25 protein-coding genes and 2 tRNA genes are annotated in these 25914 nt (G+C 57.2%); 14 read left to right on the top strand and 13 right to left on the bottom strand.

Translation table 11 applies throughout. The features are described 5' to 3' along the window. Positions 1–6: 6 nt before the first annotated feature. Together AEP_RS00135 and murI are read left to right on the top strand one after the other, a co-directional pair. On the top strand, positions 7–1560 hold the full coding sequence (locus AEP_RS00135; protein ID WP_087493517.1) for a fumarate hydratase: 1554 nt from the start codon (positions 7–9) through the stop codon (positions 1558–1560). A gap of 4 nt (positions 1561–1564) precedes the next feature. Then, on the top strand, positions 1565–2386 hold the full coding sequence (gene murI / locus AEP_RS00130; RefSeq protein ID WP_232459884.1) for a glutamate racemase: 822 nt from the start codon (positions 1565–1567) through the stop codon (positions 2384–2386). 9 nt (positions 2387–2395) lie between these two features. On the opposite strand, the gene AEP_RS00125 is transcribed toward murI, so the two are convergent. Next, positions 2396–2472: transfer RNA gene (locus AEP_RS00125), tRNA-Arg, on the bottom strand. A 54-nt stretch (positions 2473–2526) separates the two neighbouring features. Further along, positions 2527–2603: transfer RNA gene (locus AEP_RS00120), tRNA-Pro, on the bottom strand. 68 nt (positions 2604–2671) lie between these two features. Here AEP_RS00120 and aat point away from each other — a divergent pair. Genes aat through AEP_RS00105 form a run of 3 tightly spaced genes read left to right on the top strand, consistent with a single transcriptional unit; the run spans position 2672 to position 5013 of the window. Then, complete coding sequence (gene aat / locus AEP_RS00115; RefSeq protein WP_087493516.1) at positions 2672–3436, top strand: leucyl/phenylalanyl-tRNA--protein transferase; 765 nt, start codon at positions 2672–2674, stop codon at positions 3434–3436. After that, positions 3433–4188 carry an arginyltransferase gene (locus AEP_RS00110; RefSeq protein WP_087493515.1) on the top strand — a complete coding sequence of 252 codons (756 nt, stop codon included), beginning with the start codon at positions 3433–3435 and terminating at the stop codon, positions 4186–4188. Before aat ends, AEP_RS00110 begins: the two co-directional genes overlap by 4 nt. Positions 4189–4227: 39 nt before the next feature. Beyond that, positions 4228–5013 (top strand): IclR family transcriptional regulator, encoded by a 786-nt coding sequence (locus AEP_RS00105; protein ID WP_087493514.1) that lies wholly within the window; start codon positions 4228–4230, stop codon positions 5011–5013. 38 nt (positions 5014–5051) lie between these two features. On the opposite strand, the gene AEP_RS00100 is transcribed toward AEP_RS00105, so the two are convergent. The 6 genes from AEP_RS00100 to AEP_RS00075 all read right to left on the bottom strand — a co-directional run bounded on the left by AEP_RS00100 (position 5052) and on the right by AEP_RS00075 (position 12359). Next, positions 5052–6107 carry a serine hydrolase gene (locus tag AEP_RS00100; protein ID WP_442873345.1) on the bottom strand — a complete coding sequence of 352 codons (1056 nt, stop codon included), beginning with the start codon at positions 6105–6107 and terminating at the stop codon, positions 5052–5054. Between the two features lie 137 nt (positions 6108–6244). Beyond that, positions 6245–7783 (bottom strand): 2-isopropylmalate synthase, encoded by a 1539-nt coding sequence (locus tag AEP_RS00095; RefSeq protein WP_087493513.1) that lies wholly within the window; start codon positions 7781–7783, stop codon positions 6245–6247. A gap of 21 nt (positions 7784–7804) precedes the next feature. Continuing rightward, positions 7805–8638, bottom strand: a complete 834-nt coding sequence (pssA, locus tag AEP_RS00090; RefSeq protein WP_087493512.1) for a CDP-diacylglycerol--serine O-phosphatidyltransferase — start codon at positions 8636–8638, stop codon at positions 7805–7807. Between the two features lie 162 nt (positions 8639–8800). Continuing rightward, positions 8801–9817: a ketol-acid reductoisomerase gene (gene ilvC, locus AEP_RS00085; RefSeq protein ID WP_087493511.1), complete on the bottom strand. Its 1017-nt coding sequence runs from the start codon at positions 9815–9817 to the stop codon at positions 8801–8803. Between the two features lie 135 nt (positions 9818–9952). Then, complete coding sequence (gene ilvN, locus AEP_RS00080; protein WP_087493510.1) at positions 9953–10444, bottom strand: acetolactate synthase small subunit; 492 nt, start codon at positions 10442–10444, stop codon at positions 9953–9955. A 136-nt stretch (positions 10445–10580) separates the two neighbouring features. Further along, positions 10581–12359 (bottom strand): acetolactate synthase 3 catalytic subunit, encoded by a 1779-nt coding sequence (locus AEP_RS00075; RefSeq protein WP_087493509.1) that lies wholly within the window; start codon positions 12357–12359, stop codon positions 10581–10583. A 290-nt stretch (positions 12360–12649) separates the two neighbouring features. On the opposite strand from AEP_RS00075, the gene AEP_RS00070 reads away from it, so the two are divergent. The 5 genes from AEP_RS00070 to AEP_RS00050 all read left to right on the top strand — a co-directional run bounded on the left by AEP_RS00070 (position 12650) and on the right by AEP_RS00050 (position 15338). Next, positions 12650–13216 (top strand): RNA polymerase sigma factor, encoded by a 567-nt coding sequence (locus tag AEP_RS00070; protein ID WP_087493508.1) that lies wholly within the window; start codon positions 12650–12652, stop codon positions 13214–13216. After that, positions 13213–13650 carry a DUF3619 family protein gene (locus AEP_RS00065; protein ID WP_087493507.1) on the top strand — a complete coding sequence of 146 codons (438 nt, stop codon included), beginning with the start codon at positions 13213–13215 and terminating at the stop codon, positions 13648–13650. The genes AEP_RS00070 and AEP_RS00065 overlap by 4 nt, the downstream gene beginning before the upstream one ends. A gap of 36 nt (positions 13651–13686) precedes the next feature. After that, a complete protein-coding gene (locus AEP_RS00060) occupies positions 13687–14328 on the top strand; it encodes a DUF3106 domain-containing protein (protein WP_087493506.1) in 642 nt (213 codons plus the stop codon). An 85-nt stretch (positions 14329–14413) separates the two neighbouring features. Further along, positions 14414–14908 (top strand): RDD family protein, encoded by a 495-nt coding sequence (locus AEP_RS00055; RefSeq protein ID WP_087493505.1) that lies wholly within the window; start codon positions 14414–14416, stop codon positions 14906–14908. Positions 14909–14927: 19 nt separating this feature from the next. Beyond that, positions 14928–15338, top strand: a complete 411-nt coding sequence (locus tag AEP_RS00050) for a diacylglycerol kinase (protein WP_087493504.1) — start codon at positions 14928–14930, stop codon at positions 15336–15338. A gap of 9 nt (positions 15339–15347) precedes the next feature. Here AEP_RS00050 and AEP_RS00045 read toward each other — a convergent pair whose 3' ends face one another. Further along, entirely contained in the window at positions 15348–15686 is a 339-nt protein-coding gene (locus AEP_RS00045; RefSeq protein WP_087493503.1) for a P-II family nitrogen regulator, read from the bottom strand. Positions 15687–15706: 20 nt separating this feature from the next. After that, on the bottom strand, positions 15707–17383 hold the full coding sequence (locus tag AEP_RS00040) for an NAD+ synthase (protein WP_087493502.1): 1677 nt from the start codon (positions 17381–17383) through the stop codon (positions 15707–15709). Positions 17384–17456: 73 nt separating this feature from the next. Here AEP_RS00040 and AEP_RS00035 point away from each other — a divergent pair, with 73 nt between their 5' ends. Next, on the top strand, positions 17457–18650 hold the full coding sequence (locus AEP_RS00035) for a GNAT family N-acetyltransferase (RefSeq protein ID WP_087493501.1): 1194 nt from the start codon (positions 17457–17459) through the stop codon (positions 18648–18650). Here the strand turns inward: AEP_RS00035 and AEP_RS00030 are convergent. Then, positions 18647–20776, bottom strand: coding sequence for a methyl-accepting chemotaxis protein (locus AEP_RS00030; RefSeq protein ID WP_087493500.1), 2130 nt, complete (start codon positions 20774–20776; stop codon positions 18647–18649). The two genes, AEP_RS00035 and AEP_RS00030, sit on opposite strands and share 4 nt — an antisense overlap. Positions 20777–20849: 73 nt before the next feature. After that, on the bottom strand, positions 20850–21371 hold the full coding sequence (locus AEP_RS00025; protein WP_087493499.1) for a chemotaxis protein CheW: 522 nt from the start codon (positions 21369–21371) through the stop codon (positions 20850–20852). Between the two features lie 233 nt (positions 21372–21604). On the opposite strand from AEP_RS00025, the gene AEP_RS00020 reads away from it, so the two are divergent. Further along, on the top strand, positions 21605–22399 hold the full coding sequence (locus AEP_RS00020; RefSeq protein WP_087493498.1) for an esterase/lipase family protein: 795 nt from the start codon (positions 21605–21607) through the stop codon (positions 22397–22399). A 139-nt stretch (positions 22400–22538) separates the two neighbouring features. Here AEP_RS00020 and ppa read toward each other — a convergent pair whose 3' ends face one another. Next, complete coding sequence (gene ppa / locus AEP_RS00015; protein WP_087493497.1) at positions 22539–23069, bottom strand: inorganic diphosphatase; 531 nt, start codon at positions 23067–23069, stop codon at positions 22539–22541. Positions 23070–23297: 228 nt separating this feature from the next. Here ppa and AEP_RS00010 point away from each other — a divergent pair, with 228 nt between their 5' ends. Together AEP_RS00010 and AEP_RS00005 are read left to right on the top strand one after the other, a co-directional pair. Continuing rightward, a complete protein-coding gene (locus AEP_RS00010) occupies positions 23298–25352 on the top strand; it encodes a sodium-translocating pyrophosphatase (RefSeq protein WP_087493496.1) in 2055 nt (684 codons plus the stop codon). A 131-nt stretch (positions 25353–25483) separates the two neighbouring features. After that, positions 25484–25807, top strand: a complete 324-nt coding sequence (locus AEP_RS00005; protein ID WP_087493495.1) for a response regulator — start codon at positions 25484–25486, stop codon at positions 25805–25807. Positions 25808–25914: the final 107 nt, after the last annotated feature.

The following is a 25914-nucleotide window of genomic DNA, read 5'->3' as shown; positions in this document are numbered from 1 at the left end:
CAGACCATGACCACCTTTATCCGCCAGGCTGACCTGATCGAATCCGTGTCCGCCGCGCTGCAGTACATAAGCTATTACCACCCCGCCGACTACATTGCCCATCTGGCCCGCGCCTATGAGCGCGAGCAGAGCGCAGCCGCGAAAGATGCCATCGCCCAGATCCTGACCAACAGCAAGATGAGCGCCACCGGACATCGCCCCATCTGTCAGGACACCGGGATCGTGAACGTGTTCCTCAAGGTCGGTATGGACGTGCGCTGGGAAGGCTTTACCGGCAGCCTGGACGACGCCATCAACGAAGGCGTTCGTCGGGGCTACAACCATCCTGACAACACCCTGCGCGCCTCGGTGGTGGCGGACCCAGAATTCCTGCGCAAGAACACCAAGGACAACACACCTGCTGTGATCTTTACCGAGATCGTCCCGGGCAATACCGTCGAAGTGACCGTAGCCGCCAAGGGCGGTGGCTCCGAGAACAAGAGCAAGATGATCATGCTCAACCCCGGCGACAGCGTTATCGACTGGGTGCTGAAAACTGTGCCCACCATGGGCGCAGGCTGGTGCCCACCCGGCATGCTGGGAATCGGTATCGGTGGCACCGCGGAGAAGGCGGTGCTCATGGCCAAAGAAAGCCTGATGGATGACCTGGACATGTACGAGTTGCAGGCCAAGTCGTCCCGCGGCGAAGCACTGGACAAGGTGGAGGAAATGCGCCTTGAGTTGTACGAGAAGGTCAATGCCCTGGGCATAGGCGCTCAAGGCCTGGGCGGCCTGACCACCGTGCTGGATGTGAAAATCAAGATGTACCCCACCCACGCCGCCAGCAAGCCGGTGGCCATGATCCCCAACTGCGCGGCTACCCGCCACGCCCATTTTGTGTTGGATGGTTCCGGCCCCGTCTACATCGACCCGCCAAGCTTGGATCTGTGGCCCAACGTCAACTGGACACCCGACACCCAGAAGAGCAAGCGCGTGGATTTGAACACCCTGACACCCGCTGAAGTGGCCAGCTGGAAACCCGGCCAGACATTGCTTCTGAACGGCAAGATGCTGACGGGCCGCGACGCCGCACACAAGCGCATACAAGGCATGCTGGCCAAAGGCGAAAAGCTGCCTGTGGACTTCACCAACCGTGTCATCTATTACGTGGGTCCGGTAGACCCCGTGGCAGGCGAAGCGGTGGGCCCCGCCGGCCCTACCACGGCCACCCGCATGGACGGCTTTACCGAAATGATGCTGGCGCAAACCGGCCTGATCGCCATGGTGGGCAAAGCCGAGCGTGGACCGGTCGCTATTGAATCCATCAAGAAGCACCAGAGCGCTTACCTCATGGCCGTGGGTGGCGCCGCCTACCTCGTCTCCAAAGCCATCAAGCACGCCAAGGTGGTGGGCTTTGAAGACCTGGGCATGGAAGCCATTTACGAGTTCGACGTGGTCGACATGCCCGTCACTGTGGCGGTGGACTCAGGTGGCACCAGCGCGCACATCACCGGCCCCGCGGAATGGCAAAAGAAAATTGCGACGGGCGAATTCAAAAACATCCCTGTGACTTCGCGCTAAGCCTTTGTCCAAGCTCAGCATCTGCCCCATCGGGGTGTTTGACAGTGGGGTGGGTGGCCTGAGCGTCCTGCGGGCGCTCCGGGCCGAGCTGCCCCATGAAAAGTTTGTTTATGTGGCCGACAGCGGCCACGCGCCCTACGGGGAGCGCGATGACGACTACCTGATTGAGCGATCCCACACCATTGTTCGCTGGTTCAGAGACCGCCACCAGGTCAAGGCACTGGTTGTGGCGTGCAATACGGCAACCGCAGCGGCCATTCACGTCCTGAGGGAGGCCCACCCAGAGCTCCCCATCATCGGCATTGAGCCGGCTTTGAAGCCGGCAGTGGTACAGAGCAAAACCAAGGTCATCGGCGTGATGGCGACGCGCAGCACGCTCAATAGTGAAAAGTTCAAGCGGCTGCTTACATCGCTGGAGAACCAGGCCACCTTTGTTCTTCAGCCCTGCTCCGGCCTAGTACCTGCCATCGAAGCCTTAGACGCTATCAAAATAGGAGCTGCTTGCGCACAATATGCGGGCGCCATGGGCCCTTTTGGCTCAAATGCGGGAGAAATCGACACCTTGGTACTTGGGTGTACCCATTACCCCTTCGCAGAGAGTTCCTTGCGCGCGAGTACTGGTGAGGCAGTCGCTTACCTGGAGGGAGGGGCGCCAGTGGCAAAGCAGACGCGACGATTGTTGGTGGCTGCAAACCAGCTCCACGATGAGGAGCCGGGAAAAACAGCTGACGTCGCGTTCTACAGTTCAGGCGAGCCGTCTGCGCTGGCATCAGCAGCGCTGCGGTGGCTAGATTTGGATGCTGTAGCGCTACCGCTGCATAGTTAACCCGCACCGTGGCGTGCCCGGAGGGGATCGAACCCCCGACCCACAGCTTAGAAGGCTGTTGCTCTATCCAACTGAGCTACGGGCACAAAGAACAAAGGCCCCAAAGCAGTAAAACTTCAGGGCCTTTGATTTTGAAAGAATGGTCGGGGCGGCGGGATTCGAACTCGCGACCCTCTGCTCCCAAAGCAGATGCGCTACCAGGCTGCGCTACACCCCGACAGCTGGTATTCTAACCTGATTCGAGGGCTATTTTAGCCACCACGCTGATTTTTTGCAAACCACCTGATGTCTGTTTCCGCCCCTCCCCTGCCATGGCTGCAGCCGGCTGATCCGTTTCCCTCCATATTCGAGGCGTGGGGGGACGATACGCCCGCGCCCGGGCTATTGGCTGCTGGTGGCGCACTGGACGCGGCTACCTTGTTGGATGCGTATGGACACGGAATCTTTCCGTGGTTCAGCGATGGACAACCGACTTTATGGTGGAGCACCAATCCACGCATGACTCTTCACACCCACGAGTTCCGGCTGCACCGGTCGCTGCGGAAAGTCATCAAAAAATTCCGTAACACGCCAGGCGCGGAGATCCGGGTGGATCACGACTTTGGAGCGGTCATCGATGCGTGCTCTGGCAGCGAGCGAGCCGGTCAAAGCGGGACTTGGATCGTTCCAGAGATAAAAGCTGCCTATTTGGAGCTGCACAAACGCGGGCACGCTCACAGTGTGGAGACATGGCAGGACGGTGTCTTGATGGGAGGGCTGTATTGCGTTTCCATAGGTCGTGCGGTTTTCGGAGAGTCTATGTTTGCGCGACAGACAGATGCATCCAAGATCGCACTGACAGCATTGGTGAGCATGTCGATGGCTCAAGGTGTTGATTGGATCGACTGCCAGCAGGTGACAGATCATTTGGCATTCCTGGGAGCGCGGCCGGTTGACCGGAGCATTTTCTCGAACTACTTATCGGATGCAACGGCCCAACCCGGAATCGAATGGAAGTTTCAGCCCCTATACTGGGATCAGCTGTTGTCAGCCTGCGCAAACCCCACATGACGGATCTGACCGACCTTCCTCTCCAGACGCTGCAGTTTTACGCTACAGCGCCTTACGACTGCAGCTATCTGCCCGATCGTCAGGCACGATCCCAAGTGGCTACTCCCAGTCACATCATCGACACGGCAACTTATTCGAGCTTGGTTGCGAAGGGCTTCCGTCGTAGTGGCATGTTCACTTACCGCCCTTATTGCGATGGCTGCCAAGCCTGCACGCCCCTGCGGATTTCCGTGAACGAATTCAAGCCAGACAAAAGCCAACGTCGTGCTTGGAAGCAGCACGCTGACTTGCAGGTTCGCGTGTTGAATCTGGGATTCTCACGAGAGCATTACGACCTCTATCTGAAATACCAGGTGACCCGGCATGCAGGCGGAGGCATGGACGAGGACAGTATCGACCAATACGTGCAGTTCTTGCTCCACAGCAGGGTGAACTCCCGCTTGGTTGAATTCCGGAAAGCACCTGCTACTCCTGACGCGGTCGGCGAACTCAAGATGGTCTCCATACTCGATGTTCTAGACAACGGTATCTCGGCTGTTTACACTTTTTTCGCCCCGGAAGCCCAAACCAGCTACGGCACCTTCAACGTGCTCTGGCAAATTGAGCAGGCGCGGCAATTGGGCTTGCAATATGTTTACCTCGGCTATTGGATCACTGAGAGCCCGAAAATGGATTACAAGGCACGGTTTCGCCCTCACGAACTACTGGTAAACGGTAGTTGGAAAACACTCGCCGAGCCTGAGGAACCATGAATGATCCTTTGACGGGTTAACATCCAGCAAAGCACCACCATGACAAAAAAAGAACACGACCCACAATCCGCGCCGGCTGTCCAGGTTCTGGAACGCATGTTCACCTTGATCGATGTGTTGGCATCCCGTGAAGATGCGATTCCATTGAAGGAAATCAGTGAGAGGGCCGGCCTTCATCCTTCAACGGCCCACCGCATCCTCAACGACTTGGTGTCCGGTCGTTTTGTGGATCGCCCTCAGTCGGGTAGCTACCGTTTGGGCATGCGTCTTTTGGAATTGGGTAACTTGGTGAAAGCCCGACTCAACGTGCGGGACGCTGCCCTAGGCCCTATGCGCGAGCTTCACAAGCTGACACAGCAGCCCGTCAATCTGAGCATGCGCCAAGGAGACGAAATCATTTATGTGGAACGCGCCTACAGTGAGCGCAGTGGCATGCAAGTGGTGCGTGCTATCGGTGGCAGAGCTCCACTCCACCTGACCTCCGTGGGCAAACTGTTTCTGGCAGCAGACGACCCGCTGCGCATCCGCTCCTACGCCAGCAGGACGGGCCTGCAAGGGCACACCAAAAACAGCATTACCGAACTGGATTCATTAGAGCGTGAGCTTGCAAAGGTCCGGCAATATGGCCAAGCCAGTGACAATGAGGAACTCGAATTGGGTGTCCGTTGTATGGCCGCAGGCATCTACGACGACCAAGGCAAATTGGTCGCAGGCCTGTCGATTTCAGCGCCTTCCGGGCGATTGGAAGACGACTGGCTGCCCAAGCTGAAAGAAACCGCCCGTCACATCTCCGAGACGTTAGGCTTCAGGCCGAATCTGCGCTGACCCTCAAGAAAAAAGGGCCTGTCTTTACAGGCCCTTTTTTAGTTCGTCGCGATGCGACTGTCGAAGCCGCGTAAGGCCAAGGGTGAAGACTTGGTGCCAGTGGCAGGATGCCCCGTTTCGACCCACTTGCGAACCCGTTCAGCGTCTGCAATACGAGTCAGTTTGCCTGCAGAGTCCAGGAAAACCATGATCAGCTTGCGACCCGCAATTTTGGCCTGCATCACCAAACATTGTCCAGCTTCTGTGATGTATCCAGTCTTCTGCAAGCCGATTTCCCAAGCCGGATTTTTCACCAAGCGATTGGTATTGTTGTATTGGAGGGTACGGTTCCCCACTTCCACCTGGTATCCAGTGGATGTCGACAACTCACGCAATGTGGCATCGCTGTAGGCGTAGTTGACCAAAGTAGCCAAGTCCTTGGCGCTGGACTGATTGCGGCTGTTCAATCCTGTGGGCTCTACGTACTGGGTATCGGTCATACCCAAGATACGGGCTTTCTGATTCATCAGGCCTACGAAATGCTGCAGTCCACCGGGGAATGTACGACCCAAAGCATGGGCAGCCCGGTTTTCGCTCGCCATCAGCGCCAAGTGCAGCAACTCACCACGGGACAACTCGGTGCCCACACGCAAACGTGAAGAACTGCCTTTTTCAGTATCTACGTCTGCCTGTGTGATTTCGATGGTTTCGTCCATCGACAATCGTGCCTCGCTCACTACGACACCCGTCATTAATTTGGTGATGGAGGCGATGGGCAACACGGCGTTTTCATTTTTGCTGAACAGAACCTCTTTGGTGTCCTGATCAACTACGAAAGCCACACTGGACTTTAAGTCCAATGCATCCTGCTTACCGTGCAATCCCGCGAGTTGCCCATAGGAAGGCTTGGGAGCAACTGCAACTACTTTGGCTGCCCTGGGACTTTTGGCAATTTGCTTTTTATTGCGAGTCGATTTGACGTTGGCCTGCACCTTGGTCGCTGTGGCTTTCGCTACCACTTTTTTCTGCTTGGTCGTCGCAGCTGCATCCTGAGAAAGCAACAGCGACGAGACCAAAAAGCCTGCGACGCCCAGTTGAATGAGTATGCGTTTCAACGTAATTCCTTTGAAAAAAGCGTTTTCACACGGGATGCAAACGCTTTTTATGATGTTTGCCGGCAGTTTAATCAAAAAACTCTAAATAGATCAACTACTTGCAGGCTAAACCTCAACTATTTTTCAAAAGACTGTACTCAACCTTGAGCAGCAACCCTGTCAGCCTTGTTCTGAAGCTTGTTCAGGGCACTCAAATAAGCCTTCGCAGAAGCCACCACGATGTCGGGATCAGCGCCGACTCCATTTACGACCCGGCCACTATTTTGCAAACGTACCGTCACTTCGCCTTGGCTTTCAGTTGAACCACTAATGGCATTCACAGAGTACAGGACCATCTCGGCACCGCTCTTGACGAGCGACTCAATGGCTTTGAGAGAGGCATCCACAGGACCATTTCCATCGGACTCGCCCTTCATTTCCTTGCCACCAGCAGTAAAGACGATGGCCGCACGGGGACGTTCGCCGGTTTCACTGTGCTGGGACAGGGACACGAAGCCATATTGCTCACTCTCCAAGGACACGCTTTCGTCGCCGACAAGTGCCAAAATATCTTCGTCAAAAATCTCGCTCTTGCGGTCAGCCAGCTCTTTGAATCGCGCAAACGCGGCATTGATTTCCGACTCGCTGTCGAGCTGAACACCTAGCTCCTGCAAACGCTGTTTGAACGCATTGCGACCACTGAGCTTTCCGAGCACTAGCTTGTTGGCGGTCCAACCCACGTCTTCAACGCGCATGATTTCGTAGGTATCCCGCGCTTTGAGGACGCCGTCCTGGTGAATGCCCGAAGCGTGGGCAAATGCGTTGGCTCCAACGACTGCCTTATTCGGTTGCACCACGAACCCGGTCGTCTGGCTGACCATACGACTTGCAGCCAGGATGTGCTTGGCATCGATACCCAGCTCCAGACCAAAATAGTCCTTGCGGGTTTTGACCGCCATGACGATTTCTTCCAAGCTGCAATTGCCGGCCCGTTCGCCCAAACCATTGACGGTGCATTCGACCTGGCGTGCACCACCGATCTTGACGCCTGCCAACGAGTTGGCGACAGCCATGCCAAGGTCGTTATGGCAGTGCACCGACCAGATCGCTTTGTCCGAGTTAGGTATGCGTTCCCGCAAATTCTTGATGAAGTTGCCGTACAGCTCTGGCACGGCATAACCCACGGTATCCGGCACATTGATGGTGCTCGCCCCTTCAGCAATCACGGCTTCCAGAACACGGCACAAAAAATCAGGGTCACTGCGGTAGCCATCTTCGGGGCTGAACTCGATATCTGCTACCAAATTGCGCGCAAACCTTACGGACTGCTTGGCCTGCTCGAGCACCTGCTCGGGTGTCATACGCAGCTTCTTTTCCATGTGCAAGGCTGAAGTTGCAATGAAAGTGTGAATACGTGCGCTATTGGCGCCCTTGAGGGCCTCGGCTGCACGGGCGATGTCACGGTCATTGGCGCGCGACAGCGAACACACCGTCGAATCCTTTATGGAGTTGGCGATCAGTTGAACAGCCTCAAAATCGCCGTTTGAGCTAGCTGCGAAACCAGCCTCAATCACATCCACCCGCAAGCGCTCCAACTGGCGCGCAATACGCAACTTTTCGTCGCGCGTCATGGATGCACCGGGCGACTGCTCACCGTCACGCAAGGTGGTGTCGAAAATGATCAACTTGTCTGTCATCGATTCTTCTCCAATACTGATTTACATGTGCAAGCCGCGTTCGTCCGGCTCGTCGGTAGAGGTGCTGATCACGCTTGTCTGCACGCCGCGAGCTTTTCTGACGGCATAGATCACATAGCCGCTCAGACCATAGACCACAAAAACTCCAAAAATGACGGTGGGCGGATCAATGTTGATAACCGCGATTCCCAAAGCAATCAGAACGATCACGGCGAATGGCACGCTCTTCTTCATGCTGACATCTTTGAAGCTGTAGAAAGGCACGTTGGTCACCATGGTCAGGCCGGCATACAAAGCAAAAGAGAAGGTGACCCAAGCGATAGAAATGCCCCAGACCGACTCTGTTCCCTTGAAGCCCAACTCGGTCATCAGCCAGATAAAGCCAATGACCAACGCTGCTGCTGCAGGTGAAGGCAAGCCTTGGAAATAGCGCTTGTCCACAACGGCGGTATTCACATTGAATCGGGCAAGTCGAAGCGCAGCGCAGGCGCAGTAGACAAAGGCAGCGATCCAACCCCAACGTCCCAGCTCCTTGAGAGCCCAGATATACGAAATCAACGCAGGAGCCGCACCAAACGACACCATGTCGGAAAGAGAATCCATCTGCTCACCGAAGGCACTTTGGGTATTGGTCATGCGCGCTACGCGGCCATCGAGACTATCCAGGACCATGGCCAAAAAGATGCCGACACAGGCCAGATCGTATCGGCCATTCATCGCCATCACGATGCCATAAAACCCGCCAAACAGAGCTGCCAGGGTGAACAGATTGGGCAAAACATAAATGCCCTTGCGTCGCTTCACAATGACCACAGCGTCAGCGCTTGCAACTTTTGATTCAGAACCATCATGCATAAATTCTCCTTGCCAGCCACACACGACCAAGCGATCCAGATTGGAGCACTCCGTGCCGGCACGATTGGGGTGCAGTGTAAAGCAGTGCAATGAAGCCCTCCTGAAGAACACCCATCAACACAAAAGGCCACCGAAGTGGCCTTTTGGTGTGCCTGCAACTGCTTAGTTGCGGGTCTGGTCCACCAACTTGTTCTTGGCGATCCAAGGCATCATGGCGCGCAATTGCGAACCCACCACCTCGATGCTGTGATCAGCGGTGTTGCGACGGCGCGCTGTCATGCTTGGGTAGTTCAAACGGCCTTCCTGGATGAACATCTTGGCGTAGTCACCGTTCTGGATGCGCTTCAATGCGTTGCGCATGGCCTTGCGGGACTCTTCGTTGATGACTTCAGGGCCTGTCACGTACTCACCGAACTCCGCATTGTTGGAGATGGAGTAGTTCATGTTGGCAATGCCGCCTTCGTAGATCAGGTCCACGATCAGCTTCAGTTCATGCAAGCACTCGAAGTACGCCATTTCAGGTGCGTAGCCGGCTTCCACCAGGGTCTCGTAACCCATCTTGATCAGCTCAACTGCGCCACCGCACAACACAGCCTGCTCACCGAACAAGTCGGTTTCAGTTTCTTCCTTGAAGTTGGTTTCAATGATGCCGGCCTTGCCGCCACCGTTGGCCATCGCGTAGCTCAGAGCCAAGTCACGGGCTTTGCCGGACTTATCCTGGTGTACAGCGACCAAATGAGGCACGCCGCCACCTTGGGTGTATGTGTTGCGCACGGTGTGGCCAGGGGCTTTGGGAGCAACCATCCAGACATCCAGGTCGGCACGAGGCACGACTTGGTTGTAATGCACGTTGAAGCCGTGTGCAAACGCCAAAGAAGCGCCTTGCTTGATGTTGGGAGCCACGTTGTTGGTGTACACCTCGGCGATTTGCTCGTCGGGCAACAGGATCATGACGACGTCAGCAGCCTTGACCGCATCGTTCACTTCCATCACGGTCAAGCCGGCTTTGCCGACTTTGTCCCAGGAAGCTCCGCCCTTGCGCAGACCGACCACGACTTTCACGCCGCTGTCGTTCAAGTTTTGCGCGTGTGCATGGCCTTGGCTGCCGTAACCGATGATGGCAACTGTCTTGCCCTTGATCAGGCTCAGGTCACAATCCTTGTCGTAAAAAACTTTCATTTTTCTCTCCGAAATAAATATTGGCAAAAAGCGCCCTGTTGCAAAAACTACCTAAGCTCGGGGCGAACGGTAAACACTGTCGCCAAACAATCCCTGTGTGTTGAGCCAGCCGAAGCACACACAGGAAAAACTTCATCAAACCCGCAGAATGCGCTCACCGCGACCGATGCCACTGGAGCCGGTTCGCACCGTTTCCAGAATGGCGGTGCGCTCGATGGCTTCAAGGAACGCATCGTTCTTGGATTGATCGCCTGTGAGTTCGATGGTGTAACTCTTTTCAGTCACATCGATGATGCGGCCACGGAAGATGTCGGCCATGCGCTTCATCTCTTCGCGCTCCTTGCCCACCGCACGAACCTTTACCATCATGAGCTCACGCTCGATGTAGGCACCTTCTGTGAGATCCACCACCTTCACCACCTCAATCAGGCGGTTCAGGTGCTTGGTAATTTGTTCGATCACGTCATCAGAGCCGGTGGTCTGAATGGTCATGCGCGACAAGCTCGGGTCCTCTGTGGGAGCCACAGTCAACGATTCAATGTTATATCCGCGGGCCGAAAACAAGCCCACAACACGGGACAAGGCGCCGGGTTCGTTTTCCAGCAAAACTGCAATGATGTGTTTCATAAAAACCGATTCCTCTTTTCGCTGCCCTCCCCGTGCGGCGGTAACCGCACAGCTTGGCAGACAATAGATTCTTCAAAAATGATAGCAGCTCGCGCACACTGGATGTGCGCTAGAGCACTAATTGACGTAAATCTGTTTAGAGATCCTCCGACCCGAGCAGCATCTCTGTGATGCCCTTGCCGGCTTGGACCATGGGGAACACGTTTTCAGTGGGATCTGTGCGGAAGTCCATGAACACTGTGCGGTCCTTGAGTTTGCGGGCCTCGCGCAATGCGGGTTCCACATCCTGGGGGCGCTCAATCAACATACCGACGTGACCATAGGCTTCTGCCAACTTCACAAAGTTCGGCAATGCATCCATGTAGCTGTGGCTGTAGCGACCTTCATATTCCACTTCCTGCCACTGACGCACCATCCCGAGGTAACGGTTATTCAAGGAGCAGATCTTGATAGGCGTGTTGTACTGCAGGCAGGTGGAAAGCTCCTGGATGTTCATTTGTACCGAGCCTTCGCCGGTAATGCAGAACACCTCGCTTTGAGGCTTGGCCAGCTTGATGCCCATGGCATAGGGAATGCCCACGCCCATGGTTCCCAGACCACCGGAGTTGATCCAGCGACGGGGCTCGTCAAACTTGTAGTACTGCGCAGCCCACATCTGGTGTTGCCCCACATCGGACGTGATGTAAGTGTCGGCGTCTTTGGTCATATTCCAAAGAGTTTCCACGACATATTGCGGCTTGATCACATCGCCGTTGCCGGGGTTGTATTTCATGCAATCACGCTTGCGCCAGCCTTCAATCGTGTCCCACCACGCGCCCAATGCATTCGCGTCAGGCTTGGTCGAACCCTCACGGATCATCGCGATCATTTCGTTGAGTACGTCTTTGACGTCACCGACGATTGGAATATCGACTTTCACCCGCTTGGAGATACTGGATGGGTCAATGTCAATATGAATGATCTTGCGCTCATTCTGGGCGAAGTGCTTGGGGTTGCCGATCACGCGGTCATCAAAACGGGCACCAACCGCCAAGAGTACATCGCAGTTCTGCATGGCGTTGTTGGCTTCGACGGTACCGTGCATGCCCAGCATGCCGAGGAACTTGCGGTCACTCGCAGGGTACGCACCAAGACCCATCAAGGTATTGGTGCAAGGGTAGCCCAACATGTCCACCAGAGTGCGGAGTTCGTTGGAAGCGTTGCTCAGCAACACGCCGCCACCGGTGTAGATGTAGGGACGTTTGGCCGTCAACAACAGCTGCAAGGCCTTGCGGATTTGTCCGCCGTGGCCCTTGCGCACCGGGTTGTAAGAACGCATTTCCACGCTCTCAGGGTAGCCGTGATAAGGCACCTTCTTGAATGACACGTCCTTGGGGATATCGACCACCACAGGGCCGGGACGGCCACTGCGAGCGATATGGAACGCCTTCTTCATGACTTCCGCCATGTCCTTGGCGTCCTTCACGAGGAAGTTGTGCTTCACGATGGGGCGTGTGATACCAACGGTGTCGCACTCTTGGAAAGCATCCAGTCCGATCGCGTGCGTAGGCACCTGACCGGAAATAATCACCATGGGAATGCTATCCATGTAAGCAGTGGCAATGCCGGTCACGGCATTGGTCAGGCCCGGCCCGGATGTCACTAACGCCACGCCGACATCACCGGTGGCGCGTGCGTAGCCGTCGGCAGCATGCACGGCTGCTTGCTCGTGGCGTACCAGAACGTGTTGGATTGTGTCTTGCTTGTAGAAAGCGTCGTAAATGTGCAGAACTGCACCTCCGGGGTAACCCCAGATGTATTTGACGTTTTCGGCTTGTAGCGCTTTGACAAGGACTTCCGCGCCCCTCAATTCGGGAACGGCGGCGGATTTGGATGCAGATGCGGCCGAAGCGATTTCGGCTTTAGAAATTTCCATGATGAACCTTTGTGAATTTCTCTGACGAAAAACCTTGGGTGCCCCTTCGCAAACACTTGTGGAGTCGCGTCGGGACTTAAGGTCAAAGCCATGGGCGCATTGAATGTTGCGCCGGACCAGGACCCGTTTGCCTTTTAATTGCACCGGTATTATGGCATTTGTTTAGACACGCCCTTTCGAACGACGGTTTGCAGTCCTTGCCGGAATGCAATAATCACGGGCTTCTCCGCCAGAAATTGCGTTGAGACAGTCTGTCAGACTTTTGTTTATGCCTTCAATGGTCCAGTCACTTGGCAACCGAAAAAGAACTCTCTGATTTCCTGAAAAGTGTCGAAAGACGGGCCTTCAAACGGGCGGCATACCATGTCCGCAACGATGAATCCGCTTTGGATATCGTTCAGGACAGCATGATGAAATTGGCCGAACACTACGGCCACAAGCCGGTTGAAGAGCTCCCAATGCTATTTCAGCGGATTTTGTCCAACAGCACCTTGGACTGGTTTCGCCGGCAAAAAACTTACAGCGCTCTGTTCTCAACATTGAGTGATTTCGAGTCGGGAACTGAGGACGAAGACTTCAATCTATTGGAGTCCTTGGTGACAGACCAAGGCGGAGAGCAATCAGAAAGTGCGGAAACGCAAACCGAGCGTGCACAAACCTTGCTTTCGATTGAAGAAGAAATTTTGCGGTTGCCGCCACGTCAACGGGAAGCCTTCCTCATGCGTTATTGGGAGGATATGGATGTTGCGGAAACGGCTGCCGCAATGGGTTGCTCACAAGGCAGCGTCAAGACACACTGCTCCAGAGCGGTGCAGGCCCTGGGAAATGCGTTGAAAGGAAAGGGAATCCGGCTATGACAACAAGAAAATCGCACCGTTCCGGTGCCGAACTACAAGAAACTGTTGCACGCGCGATCACCTCACGCCTGAACGAGGGCGCCAACGCCTTACCCCATGACATCTCGGAGCGGCTGAAGGTGGCCCGCATGCAAGCTTTAGCCAAGCGCAAGTTGGTCGCAGAGGCAGCTTCTGACAACGTCGTGATCGCACAAGCCGGTCAGGCGACCATGGGAATGCGTTCCGGCTTCCGGAATTTGATGACGCAATTAGGTTCTTGGTTGCCATTGTTGGCGCTGATCACTGGTATGGTCGTGATCGGGATAGCGCAAGATGATTGGACCGCCCAAGAAATTGCAGACGTGGATACCGAATTGCTGACCGATGCGCTGCCCCCTGCGGCTTACACCGATCCAGGATTTGCACAGTTTTTACGTAACAACCAGGAAAAGTAAACGCGACTGCCCTTACATTCTTTTTTTCTGATAGCCATGCAACGCCTACCCTTTCACGCCACCGCCAAGAACGCAGCGTTGACCGCAATTTGCGCGACGTCGATGCTTGGTGCGCCTGAAATGTCATGGGCCCAAAATGCGCCCGCGCCAGTCGCTCAAGCGGGCGCGGCAGCCCCTGCAATCACGTGGGCGAGCCTCACGAGTGCACAAAAGACGGCACTTGCACCGCTTCAGACGTCTTGGGAGACACTCACAGACGGACATCAGCGCAAGTGGATTGCCTTGTCGCAGAATTTCGGCAATATGTCTGCTGGCGATAAGGAAAAGCTGCACAGCCGCATGGGCGAATGGGCGGCCCTCAAGCCTAAAGAGCGTCAGCAAGCGCGCCTGAACTTTGCGGAAACCAAAAAAACGCCCGCTGCAGAGCGAGCCGCCAACTGGGAGGCTTACCAAGCGTTGAGCCCTGAAGAGAAAGAGGCATTGGCCAAAAAGGCAGCCGCGAAGCCCGCCGGTGCAGCCATTGCGGCCAAAGCCCCTTCCCCTCAAAAGCTGACGCCAGTTCCTCTGACGCGCAATTCGCCGGACACCCAAAGAGAAAAACTGGCTGCCCAACAGCCCGTGGACCGCAACACGCTGCTGCCGTTGGCACCTGCGGCCAAGCCGTCCAGCACCAACTAAGCATCTGCATTACCCGGCATGCATGCGCGGGCGATATTGAGGTGCCTACAATCTGGCCTTCATTTCTACGAAGGTCGCTACTTTGATGACAATCGCGTTGGACACGCCCGGTCTGTGGCGCCGCATGGCGTGCTGGGTTTACGAAGGCATTCTGCTTTTCGGGGTTGTATTCCTGGCCGGATACCTCTTTGGCACCCTCAGCCAGACGCGTTACGCTCTGGACAACCGGCACGCTTTGCAAGCTTTCTTGTTTGTGGTGCTGGGCATTTACTTCGTCTGGTTTTGGGCCCATGGGCAGACACTGGCCATGAAAACATGGAATATCCGGGTAGTCGGTCGTGACGGCAAAAAGATTACGCAACTGCGCGCTTTGGGGCGCTACGTGTTGAGCTGGGTGTGGTTCCTCCCGCCCTTGCTGGCGGTATCGCCCTTTCACCTGTCGGGTGGTGAGATCGTCGTCATCTGCCTGGGCTGGTTTGCCGTCTGGGCCATCTTGAGCCGCTTTCACCCTCAACGGCAGTTCTGGCACGACGCATGGGCCGGCACCCGTCTCGTCACCTCAGCCCCCCTCAGCCGCTGAGCGGCGATATCAAGGTCTCATGCAATCTACGTCCGACATTCACCCCGATCCCGCGGTCAACCCGCAAAAACAACGTCGGGGCTTGAGCCGCATTCTGCATGCGACCCGCTACTCATGGGCAGGCTTGCGAGCCGGGTGGAATGAGCCCGCATTCCGGCAGGAATGTGTTCTGGCATTGGTGCTGCTACCGGCATCCCTTTTTGTGGGTCAAAGCTGGGTAGAGAGCGCCGTCCTCGCGGCAAGCGTCATTGCAGTGATGGTGGTGGAGTTACTGAACACCGCAGTCGAGTCCGTAGTCGACCGCGTAGGCCCCGAATGGCACCAACTGTCCAAACGGGCCAAAGACATCGGCAGTGCTGCCGTGCTGCTAAGTCTGCTGCTTTGCGCCGCCATCTGGTGTGCGGCGCTTTGGCAGCGTTTTGCTGTTTAGGCGTTTAGCTTAGACAGCGGACTCGTCCTGTTCGCCAGTGCGGATGCGCACCACACGCTCCACGCTGGTCACAAAAATTTTGCCGTCACCGATTTTGCCGGTGTGAGCAGCTTTAACGATGGCGTCCACGCAGCGGTCCACGTCATCGGTTTTCACAACCACTTCAACCTTCATCTTGGGCAGGAAGTCCACGACGTACTCCGCGCCGCGGTAGAGCTCGGTATGACCTTTCTGGCGGCCGAAGCCTTTGACTTCGGTCACGGTCAGGCCGGTCACGCCGCACTCAGCGAGCGCTTCACGGACTTCTTCCAACTTGAAGGGTTTGACGATGGCGGTAATTTGTTTCATCTGCGTGTCCATTGTAAAAATCAGGCCCGAAAACGGTTAGTAATAGGATAACGCCAATCCTTGCCGAAGCTGCGGTGGGTAACGCGGATTCCTACCGGCGCCTGGCGGCGTTTGTACTCATTGATCTTGATGAGCCGGGTGACGCGCTCGACATCTTCCGTCCGGTAACCTGCGGCGATGATGGTCTCCATACTCTCGTCGTTCTCCATATAGCGCTCCAGGATACCGTCCAGCACCTCGTACGGCGGCAGACTGTCCTGGTCCTTCTGATCCGGGCGCAACTCGGCACTGGGCGGGCGCGTGATGATGCGCTCAGGAATCGGGGAGGCGCCGGTTCCATAGGGGTCATGGGCGTTGCGCCACCATGCCAGCTTGAACACCGTAGTTTTGGCCAAATCCTTGATGACCGCAAAGCCGCCGGCCATGTCGCCATACAAGGTGCAATAGCCGGTGGCCATTTCAGATTTGTTGCCGGTCGTCAGCACGATGCTGCCGAACTTGTTGGACAAGGCCATCAACAAAGTTCCGCGGATACGGGCCTGGATGTTTTCTTCGGTCGTGTCTTCCGCGCGGCCGGCAAACTCACCTGCCAACGAGGCCTTGAAGGCTTCGAACTCCGGAACGATGGAAATTTCGTCATAGCGTACGCCCATACGAGCCGCCATGTCGCGGGCATCGATCCAGCTGATGTCAGCGGTATAGGGCGAAGGCATCATGATGGCACGCACCTTGTCGGCCCCGAGTGCGTCCACCGCAACGGCCAGTACCAAGGCGGAATCGATGCCACCCGACAAACCCAGCAACGCACCGGGGAATCCGTTCTTGCCCACGTAATCCCGCACCCCCAGCACCAGCGCGTCCCACAGGTCCGCCTCAGCAGACCGCTCAGGCTCAATAACCGCTACCAATTTGATAGCTTCTTGCGCACGCGCCACCTGCGCTACAAACAGATTTTCCTTAAAACTCGGAGCCCGACCGGTGACTGCACCCTGTGCATCCAAGGTGAAGGAGTGGCCTTCAAAAACTACCTCATCCTGACCACCTACCAAATGGGCATAGACCAAAGGCAAGCCCGTGGCACGGCAGCGCTCACCCATGCGTGCTTCGCGTTCATAGCCCTTGCCCACATGAAAAGGTGACGCGTTGATCACCGCCAGCAGCTCCGCACCTGCTTCTTTGGCCAAACGGGCAGGCTCTTCAAACCAGGCGTCTTCGCAAATGAGCATGCCCACTTTTACGGTATCAGCGCCCTCGCCCGCTTCAAACACACACACACCTTGGCCGGGGCTGAAGTAGCGACGCTCGTCAAACACCTGGTAGTTCGGCAACTCCCGCTTGGCGTAGTGGGCGACCACCTGCCCTTCGCGCAACACACTGGCCGCGTTGAAGCGACTCTGGATGGCGACCGAGCGGGTGCGGCTGTCACCTCCGGTGGGGTGACCGACCACCACGCTCAAGCCCTTTAACCCGGCGAGCTGCTGCGCCACCGATTTCACGGCATCATCACAAGCTTGGATGAAGGCGGGGCGCAAGAACAAGTCTTCAGCGGCATAGCCGCAAATGGACAATTCAGGCGTCAACACCAGCCGCACACCCTGCGCATAGGCGTGGGTGGCCGCATCGACGATTTTCTTCACATTACCGTTCAGGTCACCGACGATGAAATTGAGTTGCGCAACGCACAGTTTGAGAGTCATGAACCAGCAGATCGAAGTTCACAGCCTGAGGGCGTTTGCAGTCGCCGTTTGGCTGTCGCGCCGGGGGCGCTAAATGGGTAGCGCTGATTATGTCATCCGGGTGTCAAACGCACCCTCTGAAGTGGATTCCCGCGCTTGGGATGTGCTGCTAGCCACGCAAGCCCACCCTACCCCCTTCATGCGCCACGCTTACTTGGCCGCCATGGCTGAGAGCGGCAGCGCCACGGCCGCCACCGGCTGGAGCGCCCACTTCATCACCCTACACCGGGACGACTCCCTGTGCGCCGCCTGTGTGGTCTACCTGAAAGACCATTCGTATGGCGAATACGTGTTCGACTGGGCCTGGGCTAGCGCCTACCAGCAGCACGGCCTGGAGTACTACCCCAAGGCCGTGATTGCCGTACCTTTCACCCCCGTGCCCGGCACCCGCTTGCTGGCGGTGGATGCACAGGCCCGTGCAGCGCTGCTGCAGGCGGTACAGGCGTGGTGCGAATCGGTGAACGTGTCGTCGGCCCACATGCTGTTTGCCGCTGATGCCGACATGCAGAGTGCTACGGATGCCACATGGATGGCACGGCACACCGTGCAGTTTCACTGGCACAACAGCACGCCGAGCTACGCGGACTTTGACCAATTCCTGCAGTCCATGAACCAGGAGAAGCGCAAGAAGATCAAGCAGGAGCGTCGCAAAGTGGCTGAGGCTGGGGTCACGTTCCGCCACAGCCAAGGCGCAGACATCAGCGCTGCAGATTGGGATTTCTTCTACCGCTGCTATGCCCAGACCTATCGCGAGCACGGCAACCCGCCCTACCTGACGCCCGACTTCTTCCGGCGCATGGCCGCAAGCATGCCCGAGCATTGGCTGCTGTTTGTGGCGGAGCGCGAGGGCAAACCTATTGCTAGCAGTTTGATAGCTATTGGCGCAAGTTCCACCGGCGCTACGGGCCTATTTGACACAGAAGACAGAGTGGCTTATGGCCGCTATTGGGGCGCTGTGGAGCACGTGGACTGCCTGCACTTCGAAGCCTGCTACTACCAGCCATTGCAATGGTGTATTGCGAATGGTTACCGGCGCTTTGAGGGCGGCGCCCAGGGCGAACACAAGATGGCCCGCGCCCTGCTCCCCGTCAAAACCAGCAGTGCCCACTGGCTGCAGCACCCGGCGTTTGCAGATGCGGTGCAGCGCTTTCTGGAGCGTGAAGGCGAAGGTATCCAAAATTACCTGGAGCACTTGGAGCTGCGCACGCCGCTCAAGAAGCCGGCTTAAAAAGTCTCCCAATCAGCATCCCCGCCCGCAGGCGTGACGCGGCTACTGGTCTTGGGGGGCGAGATGGCCTGAGCAGTCAGCACCGGCGGAGCTTTGGCCGGTGAGGCCGCCGGTTTTGCGGCTGGCTTGGGCGCAGTTTTGGCTGAACTTGCCGCAGCCGCGGCCCTACGCTCGGGCCCAGCAAAGTTCAGCTTTTGGGGCGGGTTGGACCGCACGGCTGCTTTGGGCATAGGGCTTGCCAATGCGTGACTACCACCGCTGGTCGAACTGTTGCCGCTTGTGACGCTTGCACCGGAATAAGCGCCGTGGCTTTCGTTGCCCAGCTTGAACACCGCCACCACCTGCACCAGGTCATTGGCCTGACTCTTCAGGCTGCTCGCAGCCGCTGCCATCTCTTCCACCAATGCGGCGTTCTGTTGCGTAGCCTGGTCCATCTGGGTGACTGCTTCTCCAACCTGAGAGACACCGGCACTCTGTTCTGAACTGGCGGCGCTGATTTCTCCCATGATGTCTGTCACCCGGCGGATGCTGCTGACTACTTCGGTCATGGTTTCACCGGCTTTGTCTACCAGACTACTGCCTTGCTCTACCCGCTCTACGCTGGCGTTGATCAGGGTCTTGATTTCTTTGGCGGCTTCTGCAGAACGTCCTGCGAGGGACCGGACTTCAGAAGCTACGACTGCAAAGCCCCGGCCTTGTTCTCCGGCACGTGCTGCTTCTACCGCTGCATTCAAAGCAAGGATGTTGGTCTGGAAGGCAATTCCATCAATGACGCTGATGATGTCTGCAATCTTGCGGCTGGATTCGTTGATGCCTTTCATGGTCTCTACGACTTGGCCGACGACTTCTCCACCTTGAATAGCCACGGTAGAGGCATTCATGGCCAGCTGATTGGCCTGACGGGCGGAATCGGCGTTTTGTTTGACGGTGGAGCCGAGTTCTTCCATGGACGCTGCAGTTTCTTCCAAAGCACTGGCTTGTTGTTCGGTGCGGGCAGAGAGGTCGTTGTTGCCTTGGGCGATTTCGGCGCTGGCGGTGGCGACCGCGTCGGCGCTGGAGCGCACTTGCTTTAGCACACCCTGGGTCTTCTCCACAAACTGGTTAAAGCCGGTAGCGATTGCAGCCAACTCGTCATTGCCGGACGTTTCAATACGGCGGGTCAGGTCGCCCTGGCCGGAACCGATGTCCTGCATGGCATCTTTAAGCACCACCAGGCGCGCCAGCACCTTGGTCAGGACGGCACCGATCAGCAAGACCGCGACCACGGCAATCGCCAGACTACCCACAGCCGAGGACCACACCATGGCGGTAATGCCGCCCATGGCTTCCTGGCGCTTGAGCGCGATCACCAGAAACCAGTCGGTCCCGGCAATGGGCGTGGCATAGGCCAAGCGGCTTTCACCGGAGATTTGGATGTCCCGAACTGCCTCTGCCTTGCTAAGGGCCTCCAGTCCGCTGCCTCCAAGATCAGGCGCAATATCGGTGACCGGCTTGAGCACCAAGGCCATATCCTCGTGCACCATGATCTTGCCGGCTTTATCGACGATGAAACCGTAGGTGCCCGGCGTCGGCCGGATAGAGGCCACATTCCGCACTACACCGTCCATAAACACATCAACCGCTGTCACCGCCTTGACTGCCCCACCCTCGCGGATGGCAGCAGAGAAGGTGATTACCAATTTTTTGGAACCGGCATCTACATAGGGAGGCGTCAGCGCCGGGCCTTGCGATGCAGCGGCCAGCTGGTACCAAGGGCGTGCTGTCGGGTCGTAATCCGGTGGCAGATTTTGCTTTTCGGAGAAGGCCGTGCGCTTGTCGGCGTAACCGATGTAGGCCGAGTCGACATCGCCGGCCACTTTGGCTTCTTCCAGAAACTTCAGTGGATCTGCTTCATTGACAGCAAAGCCGAAGGCCTTGACCACCTGATGCCGGCTGGCAATCCACTCCGCCACACCGGTGGCATGCGAATGGGCCAGAGCGCGGGTCTGGTTGTCGAGCGACTCCAATGCATGCGAGCGGGCCGTGTAAACATTGGTCGCAGACAAGCCCGCAAGCCCGACCAGCACGAGCAAGCCGACCAGGCCCACAATCTTGCCGCGCAAGGAACTCAAAAAAGAGAATGGCATCGTCTACTCCAACAAAAGTTAAATACTGTTTTGGCCTGCGCAACTGCACGCAAGAAGCGTGCATTGCCTGACCTCACAGGGCCGCGGTCATCATGCCCATCTCGGAATTGCTCATCAGGGCGTCCATGTTCATCACGATCAGCATGCGCTCGCCCAAGGTCGCCAGCCCCACGATAAACCGGGACTCCAATGCGGACTCAAATTGCGGTGCAGGTTTGATAGCTTGGGCATTCAGTGTGACCACGTCCGACACACCGTCCACCACCGCGCCGACCACCATGCCACGGATGTTCAGAATGATGACCACGGTGAAGTCGTTGTACTCCACCTTGGCCAGATTGAGCTTGAGTCGCAAATCCACAATCGGCACGATGACGCCGCGCAGGTTGATGACACCCTTCACAAAACTCGGCGAGTTGACCATCTTGGTGGGCACCTCGTAAGACCGGATTTCCTGCACACGCAGGATATCGATCGCATATTCCTCACTGCCGAGCCGCAAGCTCAAATACTGGCCGGAATCGGCGCCGGACGATAAAGCGGATGATGATTCGTGCGATTTGTCGAACAACGAAGAAGTGTGGGCGGTTTCCATCGGCGTACCTCAAAAATCAATTTAAATGGTTTTTAACATTTTTATCGATTCATGATACACCGGCTCCGGAATAATGCAAAGGCGGAAATACACCTTGAATCCGCCCCCGCATCGCGCCTGAGGAGCCGCACCTAAAGCGCACGGGTATCCGTGCCCTTGGCCCGGAATACTGCTAACTTCTTGGAAAGTAATAGCCCCCTGAATCATCAGGGCTGCAGGAGAAACAACAAGCCATGGCAAGCAAAGCCCCTTCGTCAGAACCCACACCCCACCCTGCTGCACCCGGCTGGCACTTGATTGCGCTCGAGTTGCGCGCGCCGTGGGAGCTTTGGTCGGTGCTGCCCAGCTGGCCGGTGCTGTCCAAGGCCCCCGCGGGCGACGGCCACCCCGTGCTCGTCTTCCCCGGCCTGACGGCCAGTGACGGATCCACCTTGCCTCTGCGGGCCTACCTGAAGAACCTGGGCTATGACGTGTCCGGCTGGAACCAGGGCTACAACTTCGGCCCGCGCGCGGGCGTTTTGGAGACTGCGCGCCAGCAAATCCTGGAGCTCGCGCAAAGTACCGGCCGAAAAGTCAGTCTGGTCGGCTGGAGCCTGGGCGGAATCTACGCCCGCGAATTGGCCAAAGAGTTGCCAGATCAGGTGCGCGCGGTGATTACGTTGGGAACTCCCTTTGGCGGCTCCCACACCAGCACCAATGCCTGGAAGCTCTATGAACTGACTGCCGGACACAAGATCACGGACGCGATTGAGCAGTTTGACTTGGCTGGCGCGCCCCCTGTGCCCACCACCTCGGTGTATTCACGCAGCGACGGTGTCGTGGCTTGGCAAGCGAGTCTGCAGGCCAAAAGCCGCAAGCAACCCCATACAGAAAACGTAGAAGTGTTTGCCAGCCATATCGGCCTCGGGCTGAACCCCAGCGCATGGTGGGTGGTGGCAGACCGGCTTGCGCAGGCGGAGGGTAAATGGCAAGCATTTCAGCCCGGTAGCTCTCTGGCGCGCCTGCTGTTTCCTGACCCGCAACGCTAAACCGCACGGAGTTCAGGCGAAAAAATAGCGTCCCGGGTATTTCCCTCGGGACGCTATTTTTTTGATAGCTGCTCGCGCTGGCTGGACAAGCGCTAGGGGCCTGAAACACGCTGAACGCCGTGTCTCAGGCCCGCACCGCTTACTGCTGGTTGTAGGCTGCGATGCCGTCCAGAATTTCCTTGTGGGCTTCGTCCACACCGCCCCAACCTTGGACCTTGACCCATTTGCCGGTGTCCAGATCTTTGTAGTGCTCAAAAAAGTGCTCGATAGCCTTCAGGCGCACGGGGTTCAGGTCATCCAGCGTCTTCCAACGGGAATACAGGGGCAGGATCTTGTCAGTAGGCACCGCCAGCACTTTGCCGTCCAGGCCGCCTTCGTCTTCCATCTTCAAGATACCGATGGCACGGCAAGGAACTACCACGCCGGGTGGCAGGGGCACGGGGGTGATCACCAACACGTCCACGGGGTCGCCGTCACCCGCGATGGTCTTGGGCACGTAGCCGTAGTTGGTGGGGTAGTGCATGGCCGTATTCATGAAACGGTCCACAAAGATGCAGCCGGAAGCCTTGTCCACTTCGTACTTGATGGGGTCGCCGTTCATCGAGATCTCGATGATGACGTTGAACGATTCAGGCACTTTGTTGCCAGGGGTGACATTGTCTAGGGACATGCAATCTCTCTTTGTATGAGTTGAAACAGGAAACGTACGGATTAACCCTGATTTTACTGACTTGGCACTTTCGAATTCACCGCTGGGCCGACAAAGCACGCTACATTGATTGTGTTGGCCAATCACCTCCCTCTGCCATGCAGGGTTGGAGCACTGAGGAAGCAACGCAGCGGGGACAACGCTGGCGTTGCTCCCATCTTTGCGAAACAACCATAGAGGAGTATTTCTATGACGGGCAACACAGCGCTATTTCTGGCGCTTGGCTGTGGGTTGATTGCCGTGGCTTACGGCTTTTGGGCACGCAGCTGGATTCTTTCCCAGGACGCAGGCAACGCACGCATGCAGGAAATTGCGGCGGCCATTCAAACCGGCGCCGCAGCCTACTTGGCCAGGCAATACAAAACCATTGCCATCGTCGGCGTGGTGCTCACCATCCTGATTGGTATCTTTTTGGACAGTCTCTCTGCGGTGGGCTTTGTGCTGGGCGCGGTGCTCTCCGGCGCCTGCGGCTTCATCGGCATGAATGTGTCGGTGCGTGCCAATGTGCGCACGGCGCAGGCTGCCACCAAGGGCATTGGCCCCGCCTTGGACGTTGCATTCCGCGGCGGCGCCATCACCGGCATGCTGGTGGTCGGCCTGGGCCTGCTGGGTGTGACGGGCTTTTACTGGTTTCTGGTGCCGGACGGCGCCGTTACTGCGGCCAAACTCAACCCGCTGATCGGGTTTGCCTTCGGCTCGTCCCTCATTTCCATCTTCGCGCGCTTGGGCGGCGGCATCTTCACCAAAGGTGCGGACGTAGGCGCGGACCTCGTAGGCAAAGTGGAAGCCGGAATTCCGGAAGACGATCCGCGCAACCCGGCCGTGATTGCCGACAACGTAGGCGATAACGTGGGTGACTGCGCCGGCATGGCTGCTGACCTGTTCGAGACCTATGCAGTCACGCTGATTGCCACTATGGTTTTAGGAGCACTTCTCGCAAGTGGGGCGGGCGCCAACGCCGTTTTATATCCCCTGGCTTTGGGGGCTGTTTCTATCGTGGCGTCCATCATCGGCTGCTTTTTCGTGAAGGCATCGCCCGGCATGAAAAACGTGATGCCCGCGCTGTACAAGGGGTTGGCGGTAGCCGGTGTGCTGTCCCTGATTGCGTTCTATTTTGTGACGCAATCGATGATTGTCGACAACGCCTTGGGCGGCACCGGAGCTGCAGGCAAACTGTTCGGCGCCTGCGCCGTAGGCCTGGTGCTCACCGCAGCACTGGTCTGGATCACCGAGTACTACACGGGCACCCAGTACGCGCCTGTTCAGCACATCGCCCAGGCATCGACCACGGGGCACGGCACCAACATCATTGCGGGCTTGGGTGTTTCCATGCGCTCCACCGCCTGGCCGGTGATCTTTGTGTGTATGGCCATTTACACCGCCTATGCACTGGCCGGCTTGTATGGCATTGCGATTGCCGCCACGTCCATGCTCAGCATGGCCGGCATCGTGGTGGCACTGGACGCCTACGGCCCCATCACCGACAACGCAGGTGGTATTGCCGAGATGAGCGAATTGCCTGCCAGCGTGCGGGACATTACCGACCCCTTGGACGCCGTAGGTAACACCACCAAAGCGGTCACCAAAGGCTATGCCATCGGTTCCGCCGGCCTGGCCGCGCTGGTGCTGTTTGCGGACTACACCCACAAGCTTGATGCTTACGGCAAGCACATCAGTTTCGACCTGAGCGATCCGATGGTCATCATCGGCCTGTTCATCGGCGGGCTGATCCCCTACCTGTTCGGCGCCATGGCCATGGAGGCCGTGGGTCGTGCAGCAGGTTCTGTCGTGGTTGAAGTGCGCCGCCAATTCAAGGAAATCAAGGGCATCATGGACGGCAGCGGCAAGCCTGAGTACGACACCGCAGTCGACATGCTGACCACCGCCGCGATCAAGGAAATGATGATCCCCAGCCTGCTGCCCGTAGTGGTGCCTATCGTGGTCGGGTTGGCGCTCGGCCCGGCTGCGTTGGGTGGCTTGCTCATGGGAACCATCGTGACCGGCTTGTTTGTGGCCATCTCCATGTGCACCGGCGGTGGCGCTTGGGACAACGCCAAGAAATACATCGAAGACGGGCACCACGGCGGCAAGGGCTCCGAGACGCACAAGGCCGCCGTAACCGGTGACACTGTGGGCGACCCCTACAAGGACACCGCGGGTCCGGCCGTCAACCCGCTGATCAAGATCATTAACATCGTGGCCTTGCTGATCGTGCCACTCATGATGAAGATCCACGGCGGTTGATTCGCGCTGTCACCAGCCAGACAGGGCCCGCATGCCAAGCGCTGCGGGCCTTTTTGTTGGACGTGTAAAGACACCTGCCTTGCGATAACATGCAATACGTTCGCTAACTCGGCGTCTACAAAGAGACTGACGTGAAAATTCTTGTGATTGACGACCACGCATTGGTGCGTGAAGGTTTGCATCAAGTCCTGAAGGGACTGGATGAAGATGTGACGGTGTTGCAGGCAGGGACCTGCGCGCAGGCGTTCGACCAAGCTGCAGACCACCCCGATCTGGATCTGGTGTTGCTGGACTATCACTTGCCGGACATGACCGGCCTTGCCGCGCTCGATATCTTCGGCCAGCGCCATCCCGAGCTGCCGATCGTCATGTTGTCCGGGTCTGCCAACACGCAGATCATGCGTCAGGTGTTACAGAACGGCGCTTCCGGCTTTGTCAAGGGGGGAGATGTTTGAATTGATCCACACATAAACGGCCGAGAAAATCAAAAAAAGGCCGTTAGATCAATGAGTTAGCGCTTTTTCGAGGTTTTGGCAGGAAACGTTTATTTTGATCCAGTAGC

Origin of the sequence: Curvibacter sp. AEP1-3 (assembly GCF_002163715.1) — a bacterium.
Lineage (GTDB): Bacteria > Pseudomonadota > Gammaproteobacteria > Burkholderiales > Burkholderiaceae_C > Allorhodoferax.
This window is presented reverse-complemented; position numbering and strand designations above follow the sequence as displayed.